21 protein-coding genes and 1 pseudogene are annotated in these 17,059 nt (G+C 64.9%); 14 read left to right on the top strand and 8 right to left on the bottom strand.

Annotated elements, in window-relative coordinates; genetic code table 11:
- Window positions 1–43: 43 nt before the first annotated feature.
- The 5 genes from ASF79_RS17725 to ASF79_RS13050 are packed head-to-tail and all read left to right on the top strand — an operon-like array spanning window position 44 to window position 5,916.
- Complete coding sequence (locus tag ASF79_RS17725; RefSeq protein ID WP_055855503.1) at window positions 44–862, top strand: hypothetical protein; 819 nt, start codon at window positions 44–46, stop codon at window positions 860–862.
- Complete coding sequence (locus tag ASF79_RS13065; RefSeq protein WP_235500760.1) at window positions 859–3,180, top strand: SDR family oxidoreductase; 2,322 nt, start codon at window positions 859–861, stop codon at window positions 3,178–3,180. The genes ASF79_RS17725 and ASF79_RS13065 overlap by 4 nt, the downstream gene beginning before the upstream one ends.
- A 14-nt stretch (window positions 3,181–3,194) precedes the next feature.
- Window positions 3,195–3,983 carry a hypothetical protein gene (locus ASF79_RS13060; RefSeq protein ID WP_055778245.1) on the top strand — a complete coding sequence of 263 codons (789 nt, stop codon included), beginning with the start codon at window positions 3,195–3,197 and terminating at the stop codon, window positions 3,981–3,983.
- 41 nt (window positions 3,984–4,024) lie between these two features.
- Window positions 4,025–5,002, top strand: a complete 978-nt coding sequence (locus ASF79_RS13055) for a Gfo/Idh/MocA family protein (protein ID WP_055855501.1) — start codon at window positions 4,025–4,027, stop codon at window positions 5,000–5,002.
- Complete coding sequence (locus tag ASF79_RS13050) at window positions 4,999–5,916, top strand: SMP-30/gluconolactonase/LRE family protein (protein WP_055855498.1); 918 nt, start codon at window positions 4,999–5,001, stop codon at window positions 5,914–5,916. The genes ASF79_RS13055 and ASF79_RS13050 overlap by 4 nt, the downstream gene beginning before the upstream one ends.
- A gap of 3 nt (window positions 5,917–5,919) precedes the next feature.
- Here the strand turns inward: ASF79_RS13050 and ASF79_RS13045 are convergent, their stop codons facing one another.
- Window positions 5,920–6,432 carry a hypothetical protein gene (locus ASF79_RS13045; RefSeq protein ID WP_055855496.1) on the bottom strand — a complete coding sequence of 171 codons (513 nt, stop codon included), beginning with the start codon at window positions 6,430–6,432 and terminating at the stop codon, window positions 5,920–5,922.
- Window positions 6,433–6,502: 70 nt separating this feature from the next.
- Between ASF79_RS13045 and ASF79_RS13040 the strand changes: the two genes are divergently transcribed.
- Both ASF79_RS13040 and ASF79_RS13035 read left to right on the top strand, forming a co-directional pair.
- Window positions 6,503–7,420 (top strand): DUF6578 domain-containing protein, encoded by a 918-nt coding sequence (locus tag ASF79_RS13040; RefSeq protein WP_055855494.1) that lies wholly within the window; start codon window positions 6,503–6,505, stop codon window positions 7,418–7,420.
- A 73-nt stretch (window positions 7,421–7,493) separates the two neighbouring features.
- Window positions 7,494–7,736 carry a hypothetical protein gene (locus ASF79_RS13035; protein ID WP_235480531.1) on the top strand — a complete coding sequence of 81 codons (243 nt, stop codon included), beginning with the start codon at window positions 7,494–7,496 and terminating at the stop codon, window positions 7,734–7,736.
- Window positions 7,737–7,766: 30 nt separating this feature from the next.
- Here ASF79_RS13035 and ASF79_RS13030 read toward each other — a convergent pair whose 3' ends face one another.
- Window positions 7,767–8,219 (bottom strand): GNAT family N-acetyltransferase, encoded by a 453-nt coding sequence (locus tag ASF79_RS13030; RefSeq protein WP_055855493.1) that lies wholly within the window; start codon window positions 8,217–8,219, stop codon window positions 7,767–7,769.
- 29 nt (window positions 8,220–8,248) lie between these two features.
- On the opposite strand from ASF79_RS13030, the gene ASF79_RS13025 reads away from it, so the two are divergent.
- The 4 genes from ASF79_RS13025 to ASF79_RS13010 are packed head-to-tail and all read left to right on the top strand — an operon-like array spanning window position 8,249 to window position 10,209.
- Window positions 8,249–8,866 (top strand): NAD(P)H-dependent oxidoreductase, encoded by a 618-nt coding sequence (locus ASF79_RS13025; protein WP_055855491.1) that lies wholly within the window; start codon window positions 8,249–8,251, stop codon window positions 8,864–8,866.
- Between the two features lie 9 nt (window positions 8,867–8,875).
- A complete protein-coding gene (locus tag ASF79_RS13020) occupies window positions 8,876–9,265 on the top strand; it encodes a tautomerase family protein (protein ID WP_055855489.1) in 390 nt (129 codons plus the stop codon).
- Window positions 9,266–9,856, top strand: a complete 591-nt coding sequence (locus ASF79_RS13015; protein ID WP_200933582.1) for a YdcF family protein — start codon at window positions 9,266–9,268, stop codon at window positions 9,854–9,856.
- Window positions 9,857–9,858: 2 nt separating this feature from the next.
- Window positions 9,859–10,209 carry a hypothetical protein gene (locus ASF79_RS13010; RefSeq protein ID WP_055855487.1) on the top strand — a complete coding sequence of 117 codons (351 nt, stop codon included), beginning with the start codon at window positions 9,859–9,861 and terminating at the stop codon, window positions 10,207–10,209.
- A gap of 19 nt (window positions 10,210–10,228) precedes the next feature.
- Here ASF79_RS13010 and map read toward each other — a convergent pair whose 3' ends face one another.
- Window positions 10,229–10,999, bottom strand: a complete 771-nt coding sequence (gene map / locus ASF79_RS13005) for a type I methionyl aminopeptidase (protein ID WP_055855485.1) — start codon at window positions 10,997–10,999, stop codon at window positions 10,229–10,231.
- 58 nt (window positions 11,000–11,057) lie between these two features.
- Between map and ASF79_RS13000 the strand changes: the two genes are divergently transcribed.
- Complete coding sequence (locus tag ASF79_RS13000; RefSeq protein ID WP_326939272.1) at window positions 11,058–11,324, top strand: helix-turn-helix domain-containing protein; 267 nt, start codon at window positions 11,058–11,060, stop codon at window positions 11,322–11,324.
- A 25-nt stretch (window positions 11,325–11,349) separates the two neighbouring features.
- Here the strand turns inward: ASF79_RS13000 and ASF79_RS12995 are convergent, their stop codons facing one another.
- From ASF79_RS12995 to ASF79_RS12980, 5 genes and pseudogenes are all read right to left on the bottom strand, one after another.
- On the bottom strand, window positions 11,350–11,775 hold the full coding sequence (locus tag ASF79_RS12995; protein ID WP_055855483.1) for a GNAT family N-acetyltransferase: 426 nt from the start codon (window positions 11,773–11,775) through the stop codon (window positions 11,350–11,352).
- A gap of 9 nt (window positions 11,776–11,784) precedes the next feature.
- The gene (locus ASF79_RS12990) at window positions 11,785–12,180 is read right to left on the bottom strand and encodes a DUF6176 family protein (RefSeq protein WP_055855481.1); all 396 of its coding nucleotides are present in this window, start codon (window positions 12,178–12,180) and stop codon (window positions 11,785–11,787) included.
- Window positions 12,177–13,151, bottom strand: a complete 975-nt coding sequence (locus ASF79_RS17720; protein WP_235500759.1) for an ABC transporter substrate-binding protein — start codon at window positions 13,149–13,151, stop codon at window positions 12,177–12,179. The genes ASF79_RS12990 and ASF79_RS17720 overlap by 4 nt, the downstream gene beginning before the upstream one ends.
- A 382-nt stretch (window positions 13,152–13,533) precedes the next feature.
- A pseudogene (locus ASF79_RS17890) lies at window positions 13,534–13,974 on the bottom strand (ABC transporter ATP-binding protein); the annotation flags it as partial.
- The gene (locus ASF79_RS12980) at window positions 13,971–14,582 is read right to left on the bottom strand and encodes a FecCD family ABC transporter permease (protein WP_162239091.1); all 612 of its coding nucleotides are present in this window, start codon (window positions 14,580–14,582) and stop codon (window positions 13,971–13,973) included. The pseudogene ASF79_RS17890 and the gene ASF79_RS12980, both read right to left, overlap by 4 nt.
- Before the next feature lie 59 nt (window positions 14,583–14,641).
- Between ASF79_RS12980 and ASF79_RS17160 the strand changes: the two genes are divergently transcribed.
- Both ASF79_RS17160 and ASF79_RS12975 read left to right on the top strand, forming a co-directional pair.
- The gene (locus tag ASF79_RS17160) at window positions 14,642–15,319 is read left to right on the top strand and encodes a sigma-70 family RNA polymerase sigma factor (protein ID WP_162239090.1); all 678 of its coding nucleotides are present in this window, start codon (window positions 14,642–14,644) and stop codon (window positions 15,317–15,319) included.
- Window positions 15,320–16,232: 913 nt separating this feature from the next.
- Entirely contained in the window at window positions 16,233–16,838 is a 606-nt protein-coding gene (locus ASF79_RS12975) for a hypothetical protein (protein WP_055855474.1), read from the top strand.
- The last annotated feature ends 221 nt before the right edge of the window (window positions 16,839–17,059 follow it).

Here is a 17,059-nt window from a genome sequence, read left to right as displayed (position 1 = left end):
GTCGTTTACGCACGCAGGTTTTCGACCAGTCGGCAGGGCTCTCATGACATCCACAGACGCAGCTTCTCGTGCGCGCTTCGACGTGCGGGCTTTCGCCACAACGGCTCGCGGCAGTCTGCGCCCCGAGCTCCAGCTCGAGGCCTACGAGGCCTCGCAGCTCTCTCCCGACGCGGTTCATCTGCTCCGCTACCTCGGTCGCCTCGAGAGCGCCACCATGGAGCAGCTGCGCAACCTCCTCGTGACCGCTACGCACAAAGACGCCCGAGTCACCGCCTTTCTCGTCACCTGGGCCTTCGAGAAGTTCTGGATCGCAGACGCGATCGACCAGATCCTCGTGGCGAACGGCAGCGTCGGGGCTCAGGTCGGCGACGAGGGCGCGGCTCGGGCCGATCGCTCCGAGTCCGCCGAGCGCCGCGGGCCGATCCGACGCGCGATCCTCGCCATGGGCCAGGGCGTGCCGCTCACCGGTGTGCACATGACGGCCGGCCTCATCGACGCATGGGTCATGGACACGGCCTACGAACGGCTCGATGCTCTGGCCGCACACCCCACCCTCAGCGTGACGCTCGGCACGATTCGCAGCATCAAGAGCCGGCACGAGTCGTTCTTCGCCGAAGAGGCGCGACGACGTCTCGCCGAGTCGCCCAAGACCGTGAAGCAGGCGACCAGCCAACTCGCTCACGCCGCCTGGCCGATCGGAGCGGTCGATCGCTCCGACACAGATCGAACCTTCTTCGAACAGACCGTCTTCGGCGGTGCCGACGGACTTCAGCGCGCAACCACGATCGGACACAGAGTGGCAGAACTTCCCGGCCTGACCCCGCAGACCGGCGACGCCGTCGCCCGGAAGCTTCGATCGTGAGCGACGCGGTGGACACCACCGTCGACGACGCGCTGTCCTGGGCGGCGTCCTCCGATCTCGGCGACGCCCACGTCTTCATCACGGGCGGAACCGGCTTCGTGGGCCAGGCCATAGTCGAACGGCTGCTCTCGTCGCATCCGGCGACCACGATCTCACTGCTCATCCGCACCAAAGGCAGCACCACCGCCGACGACCGTCTGCGCACGCTGCTGCGCAAGCCCGTGTTCGGTCCGTGGCGCGAGCGCGTCGGCGAAGACGAGGTCGAACGCGCGATGCGCGAGCGACTGCGTGTCGTCGAGGGCGACCTAGCAAATGTCCCCCCGCTGCCGGCCGACCTCGACGTCGTCATCCACAGCGCATCCACCGTGTCGTTCGACCCGCCCATCGACCAGGCCTTCGAGACGAACCTCGGCGGCGCGATCGCCCTCTACACGGCTCTGGCCGAATCCGGCAGCGACCCCCACGTCGTGCACGTCTCGACCGCCTATGTGGGCGGCCTGCGCAAGGGCATCGTGCCCGAGGGTCGACTCAAGCACGAGGTCGACTGGCGCGCAGAGCTCTCCGCCGCTCGGGATGCCCGGGTGCGGGTGGAGATGGCATCGCGTCAACCCGAGACGCTGCGCACGTTCATGAACGACGCCCGCGCGGTGCACGGCAAGGAAGGCCCGCAGGCGGTTGCCACCGCAGCCGAGACCGGACGCGTGGAGTGGGTGCGCGAGCGGCTCGTCGACTACGGCCGGAGCCGCGCGCAGAGCCTGGGCTGGACCGACGTCTACACGCTGACCAAGTCGTTCGCCGAGCGCGCGGCAGAAGAGCTGTGGCGCGAGACCGGTCACCGTCTGTCGGTCGTGCGCCCGGCCATCATCGAGAGCGCTCTGCGACACCCGTATCCCGGTTGGATCGACGGCTTCAAGGTGGCCGATCCCCTGGTTCTCGCCTACGCCCGCGGCAACCTCACCCAGTTCCCCGCCCTACCAGACACGGTGCTCGACGTGATCCCGGTCGACTACGTGGTCAACGTCATCCTCGCCGTCGCTGCGAACCCGCCTTCGGCAGAGTCCGAGGTCGACGCCGCGTATTATCACGTGAGCTCCGGCGCCCGAAACCCGCTGCCGATCCACCGCATGTTCACGAACATGAACGAGTTCTTCACCGCCACGCCCCTGCCGCATGAGAGCGACGGCCACATCGAGGTTCCGTACTGGACCTTCCCCGGCACCCGCAAGGTCGATCGCGTGCTGCACAACCAGGAGGTCTGGAACGCACGCCTCGAGCGGGCACTCGAGCGCCTGCCCTCGACCGAACGCACTCGCGTGCATGTGAAGAAGGCCCTCAAGCGACGTGACGACCTCGAGAACCTCCGCACCTTCGTCGAGCTCTACCGCGCCTATGTGCAGACCGAGATCATCTTCGACGACCGCAATACGCGAGCGCTGCACAACGCCCTGCCCGCCGAGCTGCGCGACGACATCGGCTTCGATGTCACGGCCATCGACTGGGAGGACTACCTGCAGAAGGTGCACTTCCCATCGATCACCGCTCTGACACGCGCCTTCGCGCTGCGCCCGGCGGCATCCGAGCGGGTGGCGAAGGCCCTTCCGACGCGCAGCGATGTCCTCGCCGTGTTCGACTTCGAGGGCACGGTCGTCGACTCCAACATCGTCGAGCAGTACCTCTGGGTGCGCTCGGCGGGCTTCCGCAAGGCCGCGTGGCCCAGCGAGGTCGCGAGCCTGCTCACCTCGCTCCCCGGATATCTGAAGGCCGAACACCGCGACCGCGGCGAGTTCATCCGCGCGTTCCTTCGTCGCTACAGCGGCATGCCCGCGAAGCGCCTCGAGAAGGTCGTGTCGGGCGGCTACCGCGAGACGCTGCTGCGGCACACGATGCCCTCGGCGATCGCGCGTATCGAAGAACACCGCGCCGCCGGCCACCGCACGGTACTGGTCACCGGATCCATCGGCATCCTGGCCTCGCCGCTCGCCGCGCTGTTCGACGACGTCGTAGCGGGATCGATGCATGAGCGCGACGGCATCCTGACCGGCTACCTCGCGCAGCCACCTCTGGTAGACGAGGCACGCGCTGCGTGGCTGCGTCGCTACGCCGAGACGCACGGCATGGATCTGTCGAAGTCCTACGGCTACGGCGACAGCCACTCCGACCTGGTCTGGCTTCAGCTGCTCGGCAACCCCACAGCCATCAACCCCGACACCAATCTTTCTCGCGAGGCGCTCCGAAGAAGATGGAGCATTCACAACTGGAAACGCGGCACCCGCGGAGCATCCGCACTGCCGCAATTCGCGAAGGGAACCGGAGAGTAAGCTCTCCTCACACCATGGCATTCGACGTAGACAAATACACGGCCACCTCGGTCAGCGTGAACTGGGACGATCTCGACCTCGAGCGCTTCCGTGAACACCCCCTCCCCGAGGGTTCTCTGCGCACCCTCCGCTATATGGCCGATGTGGAATACCACACGGTCTGCTACACCCGTGACCTGCTCACCACGCCCTCCCACAAAGAGGCCGAGATGGGCGCGTTCATGACCATGTGGAACCGCGAGGAGTTCTGGCACGGCGAGGCCCTCGCCACGGTGCTGGGAATCCACGGCATCAACGTCGACTTCGACGAGCTCAAGGCCAAGCGGCTCAAGCTCGGCTGGCGCGACAAGTTCGACCCGATCAAGCAGTCCGTGATCGGCAAGGTCGTCGGAGCCGACTTCGTGGCCGTGCACATGGCCTGGGGCGCCGCCAACGAGTGGTCGGCGATCACCGCGTACAACCGCATGGCCGCGCTCGAGCAAGACCCGGTGCTCGCCGAGCTGCTCAAGCGCATCGCGAAGCAAGAGGCGCGTCACGTGGCCTTCTACACGTCGCAGGCGCGCGAACGACTCGCGAAGAGCACCAAGGCGCAGAAGTTCGCACGCTTCGCCCTGAGCAACTTCTGGGCCCCCGTCGGCTCCAGCATCATGGAGAAGAACGAGGTGAAGCACGTGATGGGCCATCTCATGGGTGGCGTCGAGGGTCGCAAGGCCGCGCGCAAGATCGACACTGCCATCAGCGGGCTTCCCGGCCTCGAGGGGCTCACGATCGTCGACGACTCGCTCAACGCGCTCGGCGTCTAGCCCCCTCCCCTGCCGACCTCGGGTCATGGCACTCTGGTTCCATGCTCAGAATCGGAATCCTCGGCGCAGCCGGGATCGCCCCCAACGCCATCATCACCCCGGCACGGCGTCGCGACGACGTCGAGATCGCGGCCGTCGCATCCAGAAGCGCATCGTCGGCGAGCGCATACGCCTCGGCGCATTCGATCCCACGCTCCCACGGAGGATACGAACAGCTGCTCGCCGACCCCGACGTCGACCTCATCTACAACGCCCTGCCTCCGTCTGAACACGCGCGCTGGTCGATCGCCGCCCTGGAGGCCGGTAAAAACGTTCTCTGCGAGAAGCCCTTCGCCATGTCGGCCGAGGAGGCCCGGCTGATGACGACGGCCGCCAGCGATACCGGTCTGCGCCTCATCGAGGCGTTCCACGATCGCTACCACCCGCTCAGCGCGGAGGTCGATCGCATCGTCGCATCCGGGCGGCTCGGCGACATCGTGTCTGCGCACGCCGATTTCAGCGCATCCATTCCCTTCGATCCCGCGTCGATCCGCCACGACCCGGCCGTGGGCGGCGGGTCGCTGATGGACCTGGGCTGCTACCCGGTGCACTGGCTGCGGGCGCTGATGGCCGACGAGCCCGAGGTTCTGGATGCGACGGCAACGGTCAATTCGCTCGGCGCCGATCTCAGCATGGACGCCTCGCTGCGCTTCGCCTCGGGCACCACGGCGCGCATGACCTGCAGCATGGTCGACGGCACGGAGCTGAACTCGTCGCTCGACGTGGTCGGCACCCTCGCGACGCTGCACGTCGACAACATGGTCTTTCCGTCGAAGGGGCACTACGTCAGTGAGACGCGCGACGGCATCGTCCGCAACTGGACCGTCGCCGGTCGAGAGACCTACGATCATCAGCTCGCCGCGATCGTCGACGGCCTGGCCAGCGGCGAGAAGCTGCTCACAGAGGGCGAGGATTCCGTCGCTCAGATGCAGGCCATCGACTCGATCTACGCCGCCGCCGGATTCGAGCGCACGCGATGATCGACGCGCAGCCCGCCGGCACACCGAACTACGTTCTGAGCGAGGGACCGGTATGGCACGGGCCCACCGACACCCTGGTCTGGGTCGACATCGAGGCCGGGCTCGTGCTGCGCGGCGAGCTCGACGATCGCGGGCGCATCTCCGTGATCCGCCGCACAGAGCTGGGCGAGTACGTGGGCTGCGCCATCCCCCTCCACGACGACCGGACGCTCGTGGCGCTGACCCGACGCCTGGCGATCGTCGGCGCCGACGGCTCGGTCGACCGCGGCTCCGAGCTGCTGCCCGCCCACCAGCGTTTCAACGACGGATCGATCGACCCGCAGGGCCGCCTCGTCGTGGGGTCGCTCTCGCTCTCGGGTGACGCGAACGACAACATGCTGCTCCGCCTCGAGACCACCGGCGAGCTCACGGTGCTCGACGACGACCTCGGACTGAGCAACGGCCTCGGCTGGTCGCCCGACGGCTCCGTCTTCTACTCCACCGATACCGACGCGCGCACGATCTACCGACGCAGCTATGGCGCAGACGTCGTCGGCCAACGAGAGCCCTTCATCGTGTTCGATGAGGGTGTCAATCCAGACGGTCTCACGCTCGATGCCGCGGGCCGGCTCTGGGTCGCCATCTGGGGCGGCCACGGCATTCGCGTCTTCGACGACCGAGGCGACGAGCTCGCAGACCTCGGAGCAAGCATCCCGCCCCCGCACTCGTCGAGCGTCGCGTTCGCCCGGCCCGCGCTCGACCAGCTCGTCATCACGAGCGCGTCTCGCGACCTCGACGAAGCAGAACGGATGCGCTGGCCCGACGCGGGCGGCCTCTTCACCGCGCATCCGGATGCACGAGGCCTGCCGGCCACGCCGTGGGTCGAGGCGCCCCTGCCCGGTGTCGGCCTCGATCGCGGGGCCATCCAGCGCTGAGAGTCAGTCGAGGGTCAGCACACTCACCCGGTCGGCCAGGTAGCGATCGAGCGTCGAGACTCCCCGCCCCGGGCTCGACCGATCCCAGTGCACGACGACGGCGCCGTCGCGCACCTCCAGGGGGCCGGATCCGGCGGCCAGGCTCTCGTCGTCGAGTGCGAGCGGGGCGTAGCGATGGTTCACGACCTCGCCCTGGGGAAACTTGCCTCGAGCCGCAGCCCGGCGGTCATCGCGCCGCGCCTCGGCTTCAGCCGACCTGTTGGTGACGGCGCGAAGTGGCTCGATGGCTCTCGTCACGTCACCGGTCTCGTAGACGCCGCCCAAGCGGTCGACGAGCAGAACGCCGAGTCTCCACGCCCGGCCCGCGGGAACGATCATCGGCGCGGTCTTGAACACCGAGAAGCCGCGCGGCTCGCGCATCACTCCGAGCGCCTCGTCGTGCACGTTCTGCGCCTCGAGCGCCTCGATGCTGCGCGCCACCAGGCGGCGCACCTGCTCGGAGGGGGTCTCGTCCATGCCAGCAGACTACGACGATTCGCAGGCAGGCCGCAGCCCGCCCCTCGCGCGGCTTCTCTAGGCTGGGCACATGCGCATCGAGGTCGTGGTTTCAGGGTGGGAACAGCACTGCTGCGGCAAGGCATACAGGCGGGGCGAGACGACGACGGTCTCGATCGTCGCGCTCGACCCCGCCCAGACCGCACCGGATGCCCCGGCCCGGTTTCTCGAAGAGCACCACGGCCAGACACCGGCCGACGTACCGCAATGGGATGTGACCGGTACGGTCGCTCGCGTTACCGGCGTCAGCTACGAACAGCGCCGCAGACCGGGCCCGCATCCGGTCTTCGAAAGAGGAGATGCGATTGCGTCGTCGGCTGAGCTCGACGGTGTCGATGCCCGCGAGACCGGTGGATACGGTGAACTTCTTCTTCTGATCGACCTCGACGACGATACGGCGCTGCCTGCCTATGTCGTGAGCGACGAGAGTCGCGCGGCCGCAGAGCGCGCGGCGCGCGAACAGGAGCGCGCAGCGCAGCTGAGGGCAGATTCTCTCGGTCGTCTGCTCGACACGATCGCCGATGACGCGCTCGCCGCCTACTCGACGGTCGCGACGATCGAACAATCCGAGGAGGGCGCGGCCGTGACGATAGAACCGCTCTCTGCGCAGGGAGCGAGCATCTCGTGGGCACGGTCGACTTATGCCGGCTCCGACCTCATCTCGGTGAAGGTGGGCGAAGGTCAATTCTCACTCGATGCCGATGTGGAGCACGCATTCGAGCTGCGCGAGATGCTCGCGGCCGCGGCCGCGGGCCGGGTTCACGAAAAGGTGCGCCGTAGCGAGGAATCGACCGAGTTCGAGACGGTCGTCGAATCGGCCGACGGTCGAACATGGACGGCCTCGACGACGTACGCGCCCCTTCGAATGGGCAACGGGGTCGTCATGATGCCCGGCGTGATCGGCTCACGAATTCAGGCTGGCGATCACGGCTACGAGGCGTGGACCTGAGACCCCAACGCTCCCGATCCGCGATATACTTAGGGCACTAATCATTGCAGCACTCAGCACCTGAGGAACCGAGTTGACCAGGCAGGCCCGCACGCCCAACCCCATGAATCCGTTCGACGGCAAACCGGGGTTCATCAACAACCTCAACCGCATCGTCTATACGTTCACGGGGCCGGCTCAGGTGGGCATCGGTCGCAAGGAAGACCCGTACGTTCCCCCGGCCGACCCGCACTGCCCACTGTGCGGCATGTCGATGGCACTGCACACCATCGACCGTTCGGGAGAGCGCACGCAGTTGCACTGCCCCGAGCACTAAGGCTTCCTCGCGGACCACGCTCGCTCTTCGCTAGAGCGACTTCTCCATGCAGTAGCTCGTCGGGTCGTCGATGTACGGGCCGAAGGCGGGGATAGCGCGGTAGCCCGACTTCTCATAGAGCGCGATCGCAGCGGTCTGAGGCAGGCCCGTCTCGAGTTGGATCAGAGTGACACCGCGAGCGCGTGCGTGCTCTTCGACTGCAGACATCAACGCCCTGCCCACTCCAAGACCGCGCGCCGATGCCGTGACGAACATCCGCTTCAGCTCGGCCGACCCATCGCCTCTGTCGACGATCGCGGCCGTGCCGAGAGCCTCACCGTTCTCTCTCGCGACGTAGAAGCCGACGGACGCTTTCTCGAGGCCGTCGATGTCGAGCCGGTGGTAATTCTCGACGGGGTACAAAGACAAGGCGAAGTCGTCGGCCTGCTGAAGAAGCGTCAGCACGTCGTCGCGACGAGGAGATTCGAGAGAGACGACGGGCACCCGTTCAGTCTACGAAGGAGGATAGGGAGGTGAAGACTCTCATCGTTACCGCCCACCCAGATCCCGAATCGCTGAGCAACGATGTCGCCCGACGACTGGCTCACGTGCTCGACTCCGAGGTCGAGATCGCCGATCTGGCAGAGGAAGGATTCGATCCCCGGTTCACTCTCGATGACCGCCGCACGTACAGCACCGGCCGTGTCGTCGCATCCGATGTGGCCATCGAACAGCGGCGAATCGATGAGGCCGACCACCTGGTCTTGGTCTTTCCCGTCTATTGGTGGTCGATGCCCGCGTTGCTCAAGGGGTGGATCGACCGCGTCTTCGTCAACGGCTGGGCGTTCGATGTCGACACGGAGCACGGCATGCGTCGTAATCTCGGCCGGCTGATGGTTCATCTCATTCCCATTGCCGGTGACGATGCCGGAGTGTACAAACGTCACGGCTATGAGCAGGCGCTGCGCACTCAGATCGAGCACGGGATCATCGACTACTGCGGCAGCCGCCGCGGGGCAACGGCGTTCGTATACGAGTCCGAACGCGACGATGCCAGCGCGCGCGAGCATGCTGTCACCGATGCGATCGCGGCCGTCGCGCGTACGATCGAGGGCGTGACGTTGCCGGGCGATACCGCGCCAGCACAATAGGCTCGTGTCATGGCACAGGTCACCATCTATGCGCGGAGAGAGTGCATCGAGGCACGCCGAAATGCCATCTCCGACGCGATCCACGGGGCAATCATGTCCGCCCTCGCGTACCCCGCCGAGAAAAGGTTCCATCGTTTTATCGCTCTCAATGCCGAGGACTTCATCTATTCCGAGGATCGCGGGGAGAACTACACGATCGTCGAGATCTCGATGTTCGATGGTCGCAGCGAATCGGCGAAACGCGCTCTCATCGAAGAGCTCTTCGCTCGCTTCGACACCGAGGCCGGCATCCCGCCTCAGAGCGTCGAGATCACCATCACAGAGACTCCGCGAGTGAACTGGGGCATCCGAGGCCGGAACGGTGCAGACCTCGCACTCGGTTACAGCGTCGACGTCTGAATGAGGGTCCTCGCCGTCGTTCCGGCCGCAGCGATCGCTGGCATCCTGGCCTGGGCCGAATGGATGCATTGGGGCGCGAGCACTCGCAGGCTGGGTAATCCCCCGTCTGGGCCGGGCAGACAGGCGATCGTGGTGCTCGGATGCCGAAACCGCGGCTCGCGCGCCAACTACCTCAATAGGTATCGCGTGCGCGTGGCGCTGCGATCGGTCGACCCCCGCTCGACCGAGACAGTACTCGTCTTCTGCGGAGGCGGCGTCGCCAGCGATGTGCCCGAAGCCGATCTCATGCTCGACTACGCCCGCGCCGGGCGCGGCTACGACGGCGCCTACCTTCTCGACCGACACAGCCGCACAACCTGGGAGAACATCGCGAACGTCGTCGACCTCGTGGCCGAGTTCGACACGGTGAAGATCGCGTCGAACAGCATGCACGCCGAGAAAGCACGCGCCCACCTCTGGAAGCAGCGGCCCGATGTCGCAGAACGCCTGGTGGCGGAGAGAGACTACCGTTTCGGCGAGATCACCCTGGTGAAGCCGATCGCCGGGGTTCGCGGCATCCGGGCTCTGCGGCCGTGGAGAGCTACCCTCTAACCATGGACAGCGACTGGATCGAGCATCGTCGATCGGACGATCGTGAACTCGTGGGGTGGATGAAACCGGTCGGAGAGGGATTCGTCGCCATCGATCTGCTGGGCCGACACCGAACGGATCCTGTGGACTGGATGGTGGCAGAGGAGACGCTCGACGAACTCGGGCTCGCCTACCTCGCTGACCCGCACGAGTTTCGGCTGGACGACGGTTCCTGGCTGCGTGTCCGGATCGCAGAGGTGTCTCCCTCCGCGATCCGTGTCAAGAAAGACGACTGGGGCGACATGAGCGCCACCCAGGTCTACTACTCGCTCCCCTTTCCGGTCACCGAAGACCAGCTCCGACCGTTGTCCTGACGGATGGCGCCGGCATCTCTCATGACGAGGCCGTGAGAATCTCGGCGGCACCGTCGGTGATAGCGATCGTGTGCTCCGTGTGCGCCGTTCTGCACCCGGTCGAGCTGCGCAGAGTCCAGCCGTCGTCGTCGGTCACCAAGACATCCGTGTCCTCCATGACCCACGGCTCGAGAGCGAGAAGCAGTCCAGGGCGCAGCGTGAATCCTCGCCCCGGCCGGCCGGCGTTCGCGACATGCGGGTCACCGTGCATCACCGTGCCGATTCCATGCCCACCGAACTCGACGTTGATCGAATACCCGGCATCGAAGAGCACCGTGCCGATGGCGTGGGAGATGTCTCCGATCCGATTGCCCGGGCGAGCCGCATCGATACCGGCTGCGAGAGCCCGCTCCGTGGCATCGATCAACGCGACGGAACCGGCCGGTCTCGATCGCCCGACGATGAAGCTGATGGCCGCGTCGGCCGCCATGCCGTCTTTGATCACGGCGAGGTCGAGAGTGAGCAGGTCGCCGTCGACGAGCGTGTAGTCGTGCGGCATCCCGTGAAGTACGGCGTCGTTGACCGCGGTGCAGATGTAGTGGCCGAAGGGTCCGGTTCCGAACGATGGAGCGTAGTCGACGTAGCAGGACCGAGCACCCGATGCGGCGATGAGCTCGCGTGTCCATTCGTCGATGCTGAGCAGATTCACCCCCACCGTCGCTCTGTCTCGAAGCTCGCGAAGGATGCTGCCGACGACAGCGCCCGTCGATCGTGCACGTGCAATGTCTGACGGGGCGAAGATCTCGATCATCTGCCACTCTCTCTCGGTATAAAAATACCAGGATAACTATACCGCTAAGCTGGTGGTCATGATGGTTCGCCTGCCCCATTCGCCCGAAGCGATAGCGCGAGGCCGGCGTCTCGGCGCCTACCTGAGGCAGGCACGCGGTGAACGCCCGGCGGCCAACGTCGCGTCTGCAGCGAACATCTCGCCCGAGACACTGCGAAAGATCGAGACCGGCAGGCTGCTGACCCCCTCTTTCGCAACGGTGGCGGCGGTCGCAGCAGCCCTCGACATCTCGCTGGATACGATCGCGGCCGCTGTCGACGAGGCGGAGAAAGCCGTCTCGGCCTGATCGCCCTCCGCGCCGACGACGCTCGTCAGCGAGAGTTGTCGAGGATCATCAATTTCTCTGGGTTTGGGAAGGGTACGAATCCGACCTGCTCGTACAGCCCATGAGCGTCGAGCGTCGACAGCATCACCCTCGTGAGATCCAACGGCACGAGAGCATTAACCACCGCATCCGCGACGAGTCGACCGACCCCCAGCCCGCGGCGGGCAGGCTCCACGTAGACATCGCACACCCACGCGAACGTGGCCCGGTCGGTCACCACACGCGCGTATGCGCAGAGCGCACCGTCTGGATCGAAGACGCCGAAGTTCATCGAGCCTTCTGCGGCCTGCTGCACTGTCTGCCGTGCGCGTCCCCTCGCCCAGAACGTGTCCGTCGACAGCCATCGATGCACGGTGTCGAGGTCGATCCGCGCAAGGTCGGTGCTGACAGTGAAATCCTCGGCCACGTCCATCGCAAGAGTCTACGTAGACCCGGACACGCGGGCCCAATCGGTGATCGCCGCCAGCACAGGCTCGGGCACGAGGAGCAGGTGCACCTCCGCCGTCGTCCAGCCCGGCAGACGGACTCGTCGGTCGTACTCGAGGTGATCGACATCGAGCGGGTGGGTGCTCGTGCCGACCTCCTCGCCCGGCCCGCGCACCGTGACCCAGGTCAGGTGGTCGCCGGTCGGTTCAGAGGATCGAAAGACGATCTCGATGGCCATGTGCTCTCGATCGAGGGTTGCGACGGCCTCGTCGTGCCGGTCGTTAAGCATCTGCATCCATCGAGTGGCCTCGTCTTCCATTCCTGGCCGGATGCGCGCGCGATGCAGCGACACCGTCAGGCCGTCCGGGATCCCCCGCGCCGCGAGCGTCATCGCGGGAACAGAGTGTCGGCCACGTACTCGAGGTTGGCGATGAGAGACACTCCCCCGGCCTCGTAGTCGGTCTCATCCGATCCATAGACGCGCCCGTTCTTCACCGCGGGGCTGTCGGGAAGAAGCGCCCGCACCTCGTCGATGCCTGCCTGCTCATTGCCGGCGCCGACGTAGTTGACCATGATGACGTCGGGGGTGAGCACGAGCGCCTGTTCTTTGGTGATCTCGGTGAAATTGTGCGGCAGATCGGCAAATACGTTGGTCACATTCAGGGCGTTGAGGATGCCTGCGGCCGGGTACCCGCCATTGGCATAGATCTTGCCGTCGTAAACCTGCAGGTATGCCACCGAGAGGGGATCGCCGGGGTTCCGTGCGGCTGCCGCCGAGACTCGGTCTTTGAGCGAGGCAACGACCTCGGAGGCGCGCTCGGGCACTCCGAAGATGGCGCCGAGGTCTGTGACATCGTCGTAGACGCGGGTGATCGACGTGGGCGCGGGAGCATCTGCACAGTACTGACCGAGAACGTAGACGTTGGTGCCCGCTTGAGCGAGATCGTCGTAGCTCACCGTGCCGTCACCGAGAACCTGCCCCTCGTCGTTGGCGAGATACAGGTCTGGGGCAGCCGCGATCATCGCCTCTCTGGCCGGCGCGTAGTCGGGTGAGACTTCGACGATCGTCGCCGGATAGTCCGTCGGCAGCGCGTCGTAGCCACCCAGCGTGTAGCCATAGACGCTGTCGTCCAATCCGAGGGCGGCCAGCGTCTCGAGGGTGCGCGGGTACCCCAAGACGACGCGGGACGGCGCCTGCGCATACTTGCCCTTCACGCCGCAACTGTCCACGCTCACCGGGTAGCCGGAGGCGGCGGGCGTCGAGGGTGACGCGCTCGTGGGAGATGCGCACCCACTGAGGATGACTCCTGCGCTGATCGCAAGGGCGACGACGGATGCGGTGCGACGGTGGTGAGGTCTCACTGTTCTGCTTTCGTGATTGTTGAACGGATAGGGGGGGGTCGAGTGTCGGCGGAACTGTTCGCGCAGGAGCGAATGCGATCAGGGGCTTGCCTGTCAACGGGTGCGTGGAGCAATGCGCGGCGACTCCGTACACGTGGCCGATCATCTCCGGCGTGAGCACGACCGCGGGAGGGCCGTGCGCGATGACGCGTCCCGCCGCCATCACGTAGAGGTCATCGCAATAAGCCGCGGCGAGGTTGAGGTCGTGCAAGGCGGCGACGACGGTCAGCGGCAAAGAGGTGAGCAGCTCGAGGAGATCGATCTGGGCCGAGATGTCGAGGTGATTGGTCGGCTCGTCGAGCACCATCACGGCCGCGCATTGGGCCAAGGCACGAGCCACGAACACGCGTTGGCGTTCGCCTCCCGACAGGGTGCCGACCAGGCGATCAGAGAGGTGGGCCACGCCCGCCGTCTCCAGCGCGTCGTCGATGGCATCGCCATCGGTCGACGTCTGACGCTCGAAGAGACGCTTGTGGGGCAGGCGCCCAGTCTCGACCGTTTCTCTCACGGTGAAGGCGAATTCGGATGCGTCGTCTTGCAACACGACGGATGTGCGGCGGGCACTCTGTTGGGCGCTCAGTTCCCACAGATCGTCTCCGCCGACGGTGATCGACCCCCGCACGGGACGCAGTGCGCGGTGGATGCTCTTGAGCATCGTCGTCTTACTGGATCCGTTCGGGCCGATGATGCCGACGAACGATCCGGATGCGACGGCGATCGTCGCGTCGTGAACGATCGGGGTGTTGTCGATGTGCACGCTGACGTGATCGGCGTCGACCCTCATGCACGGGCTCCCGATCGGCCGAGGGCCGCCAGCAGCCAGATGAAGAACGGAGCGCCGACCGCAGCCGTGACGATACCGATCGGGATCTCCGTGGGAGGGATGAGGACGCGCGCGACGATGTCGGCGAGCGGCAAGAAGATCGCCCCTCCCAGGAGCGAGACGACGAGAACTCGCCGATGGTCGGCGCCGACGAGCAGACGAGCGAGGTGCGGAATCATCAGTCCGACGAAGCCGATGCCCCCGACGACCGCGACGACCGCGCCGGTCATCAACGCGACCAAGGCCATGAGCTGCAGCTGGAACCGGCCCACGTTGATCCCCAGCGAGGAGGCCAGCTCGGCGCCGCCGGCGAGGCCGTTCAGGCGCCGTCCGTTCGCGACCAGCCACACCATTCCCCCGGCGACGACGACCGCCAGAATCGGAAGGTCCTGCCACGTTGCACCGGAAACACTGCCCAGCGTCCAGAACAGCACGCGCTGCAGCTGGCCGGGTGTGGCCACGGTCTGCAAGAAGTACGTGAAGGCCGAGATGAGATAGCCGATGGCCACCCCGGCGAGCACGAGCCTCGGTATCAGCGCAATCCGATTGTGTTTGGGATTCCGAACCACCAATGATCTTTCATCTTGCTGCGCGAAAGACTCCGCAGCCGACGCGTTGGGGGGTTCCAATGGAGGACGAGACCAGAGCTATGCAGCACTTATTTGCGCAACGAGAGAAACTGATTAATACTCTGCGTTATCACGCTGGTGGGCTCGATCCGGAGGACCTTCTCTCGGACGCCGTGCTGCGTTTATTCGAGCGCCTCCGCGCCGGAGATACATTACCGGATCATCTTGAGGCATATCTCATTCGCGCCGCTAAGAACGCGGTGATCGATTACTACCGGTCACCACGATCACGAGAAGAACTCCAAGACCCCGCCGCACCCGAGTTCACGGGAAGGCTCATCCACTCCGATGAAGACTTCCACCATCACATCGAGACATCCCCAGAACGAAAGCTTCTGCGCAACGCATTTATCAATCTCACCGAAATTCAGCAGCGCGTGTTGATCGAGACGACTATTTATAAGCGGCCCCCCAGAGACCTAGTCGGGGAATTCGATATGACACCCCAGAACATTGCGAACACGGCGCACCGGGCACGCCGGGCTCTCGGAAACGAAGTACTCCGGCTGCTCCTGATTCGCGGCACATTCGAATGCCAACGTTACGCTCGACGCATATCAGGTCGCCCACCAGTACTGCCTATAAAAGCTGTTGCGCATCTGAATGCGTGCGCTATCTGCCGTCAACACATCAACTACTTTCACTCCCTGCTCAACGAAACGAGGCGAGTCGAGTAATGCTCGCATAGCCGGCCGCGCGAACCCGACGTCACAGCCGTGAGTTCACACGTGCAAGGTCATCCCTCGCCCAAGACTCGTTCATTTAACGTGTCGACCGTCTTCGTCGCCAGGGCTACGGCGTCATCGGGTGAGCAAGAACGGTTCAGCAAACGGTACGGAGAATGGTGGCCATGAATCACACATTAGTGACGGTTGCCCGCCGAGATACCGGCGTCGATATTCGCCTTCTCGCTAATACGGAACATGAGAACCGCTGCACTGACCGCGCGGAGGAAATTCGCCATTTCTAGGGTGCGAATTTCCCGTCTCGGCGTCATGAAATCACATCGTCGGCGTCTCTTCATATGTGGAGATTGCACTGTCTCCCGCACCCCCGCGCGAGCAGGTTTTTCGCGTCGGCAGAAGTCAAGCCGAGAACGAGGTCATAGTGGTTCGTCCATCGCAGCAATCCAAATTCTTAGCGGTCTCCACCGCTATCGATTCGCATAGCGTGCCAAGGCAGGCTTCGGCGACACCGCGGTCACGTTTGTCAGAGAAGGTTGTGCTCGCCGGGCTGTTCGTGGCGGCCGTTGCTCTCAGCACGTTTCTGTTCGCCGGAATCACCCAATACGCCATCTGATCGAGCGCCGTGCGGGCACCGCGTGGCGTCCAGTACAGCTCAACACAGGTCAAAGGAAATCATGTCGACACAGGCTCACAGCACAGTGAAAAAATCGATGTATGCAGCCTTCGTATCCTATGAGGATGCGTTGATCATCCGGTCAGAGCTTGCATCGGACGAGGAAACCGCGCGTATGCACTCCAGCTCTGGCATCGCACGTTGCAGGTTATCCGGTAGCCAACTCCACCCGGCAGCAGAGCCACTTTCGATAAAATTATCTCCAGGGAAACTCTCGGTCAAGGGACCAAGATGACGGCCGATCAGCCGATAACCGCTGACCAGCCTGTGACCGTTGACCATGCCGCGAGCACCGCTGCGCTGATGAGGCTCGAGGGATGGGCACGTCACGTTCGGATGGAGCCCGGCTGGCAACGAGTCAACGTCGACGGGGTTCCTGCTCTCTCAATGAGCGTGGAAGAGCCGCACTCTGCGATCCTCGCAATCCCGGACGACGCCTGGAGTCTGACGCTGGTTACATCCCGCGGCACCAGACGAACCTTTTTGGGTCAATCTGATGCAGAACTACCAGAGATACTCGATGCGCTGATGTTTGCACTGTACCTCCGGGCAACGACAGAACTCGACGACCAGGACCGGGCAGCGAGCGTCTCGTTTTCTTGGCTACTGAAACGTCTCGCTTCGGAACTTAATGAAGACAGGTACGCGGGACGTGCAGCAACATTGCTGGCTGGGCATGCCATTAAAGATGGCTACCGCCTTCAGGCCGGCTCGCGGCTCAACGAGGCGATCGACCTCTTCGACAGCGCGGGCGACAGTACTGCAGCCGATACGGCCCGCACGGCGCTGGCAAACCTGCCCGAACTGATGCGCTCGCACGAGGAGCGTCTCACTTAAAGCCCTAGACCGGTCCGATCCTGAGAGCGCGGTAGCGGGCGATGGACAAAACGACCGGAGCAGAACAGCTCAACGAGATCATCGCAGCCTACGAACGGCTCGCTACGGAAAGCGACGTGAAGGCCGATGTCGTCGTCGGACGTGCGCCGCTTTTCGGATGACTGATGACGCCACCGCGCTAGTCCAGAAGCTGCGGCACGTAGCCTCAACGAATCGGATGC

Source organism: Agreia sp. Leaf335, from assembly GCF_001423605.1.
Lineage (GTDB): Bacteria > Actinomycetota > Actinomycetes > Actinomycetales > Microbacteriaceae > Agreia.
The sequence above is the reverse complement of the archived record's forward strand: the minus strand, read 5'-3'. Positions and strand labels throughout refer to the sequence as shown.

What these genes read in the sequence shown, in the direction of transcription:
- ASF79_RS17725 (WP_055855503.1), top strand. Translation starts at nt 44, where the DNA reads ATGACATCCACAGACGCAGCTTCTCGTGCGCGCTTCGACGTGCGGGCT.
- ASF79_RS13060 (WP_055778245.1), top strand. Translation starts at nt 3,195, where the DNA reads ATGGCATTCGACGTAGACAAATACACGGCCACCTCGGTCAGCGTGAAC.
- ASF79_RS13055 (WP_055855501.1), top strand. Translation starts at nt 4,025, where the DNA reads ATGCTCAGAATCGGAATCCTCGGCGCAGCCGGGATCGCCCCCAACGCC.
- ASF79_RS13050 (WP_055855498.1), top strand. Translation starts at nt 4,999, where the DNA reads ATGATCGACGCGCAGCCCGCCGGCACACCGAACTACGTTCTGAGCGAG.
- ASF79_RS13045 (WP_055855496.1), bottom strand. Translation starts at nt 6,432, where the DNA reads ATGGACGAGACCCCCTCCGAGCAGGTGCGCCGCCTGGTGGCGCGCAGC.
- ASF79_RS13040 (WP_055855494.1), top strand. Translation starts at nt 6,503, where the DNA reads ATGCGCATCGAGGTCGTGGTTTCAGGGTGGGAACAGCACTGCTGCGGC.
- ASF79_RS13020 (WP_055855489.1), top strand. Translation starts at nt 8,876, where the DNA reads ATGGCACAGGTCACCATCTATGCGCGGAGAGAGTGCATCGAGGCACGC.
- ASF79_RS13015 (WP_200933582.1), top strand. Translation starts at nt 9,266, where the DNA reads ATGAGGGTCCTCGCCGTCGTTCCGGCCGCAGCGATCGCTGGCATCCTG.
- ASF79_RS13010 (WP_055855487.1), top strand. Translation starts at nt 9,859, where the DNA reads ATGGACAGCGACTGGATCGAGCATCGTCGATCGGACGATCGTGAACTC.
- map (WP_055855485.1), bottom strand. Translation starts at nt 10,999, where the DNA reads ATGATCGAGATCTTCGCCCCGTCAGACATTGCACGTGCACGATCGACG.
- ASF79_RS13000 (WP_326939272.1), top strand. Translation starts at nt 11,058, where the DNA reads ATGATGGTTCGCCTGCCCCATTCGCCCGAAGCGATAGCGCGAGGCCGG.
- ASF79_RS12995 (WP_055855483.1), bottom strand. Translation starts at nt 11,775, where the DNA reads ATGGACGTGGCCGAGGATTTCACTGTCAGCACCGACCTTGCGCGGATC.
- ASF79_RS12990 (WP_055855481.1), bottom strand. Translation starts at nt 12,180, where the DNA reads ATGACGCTCGCGGCGCGGGGGATCCCGGACGGCCTGACGGTGTCGCTG.
- ASF79_RS17160 (WP_162239090.1), top strand. Translation starts at nt 14,642, where the DNA reads ATGGAGGACGAGACCAGAGCTATGCAGCACTTATTTGCGCAACGAGAG.
- ASF79_RS12975 (WP_055855474.1), top strand. Translation starts at nt 16,233, where the DNA reads ATGACGGCCGATCAGCCGATAACCGCTGACCAGCCTGTGACCGTTGAC.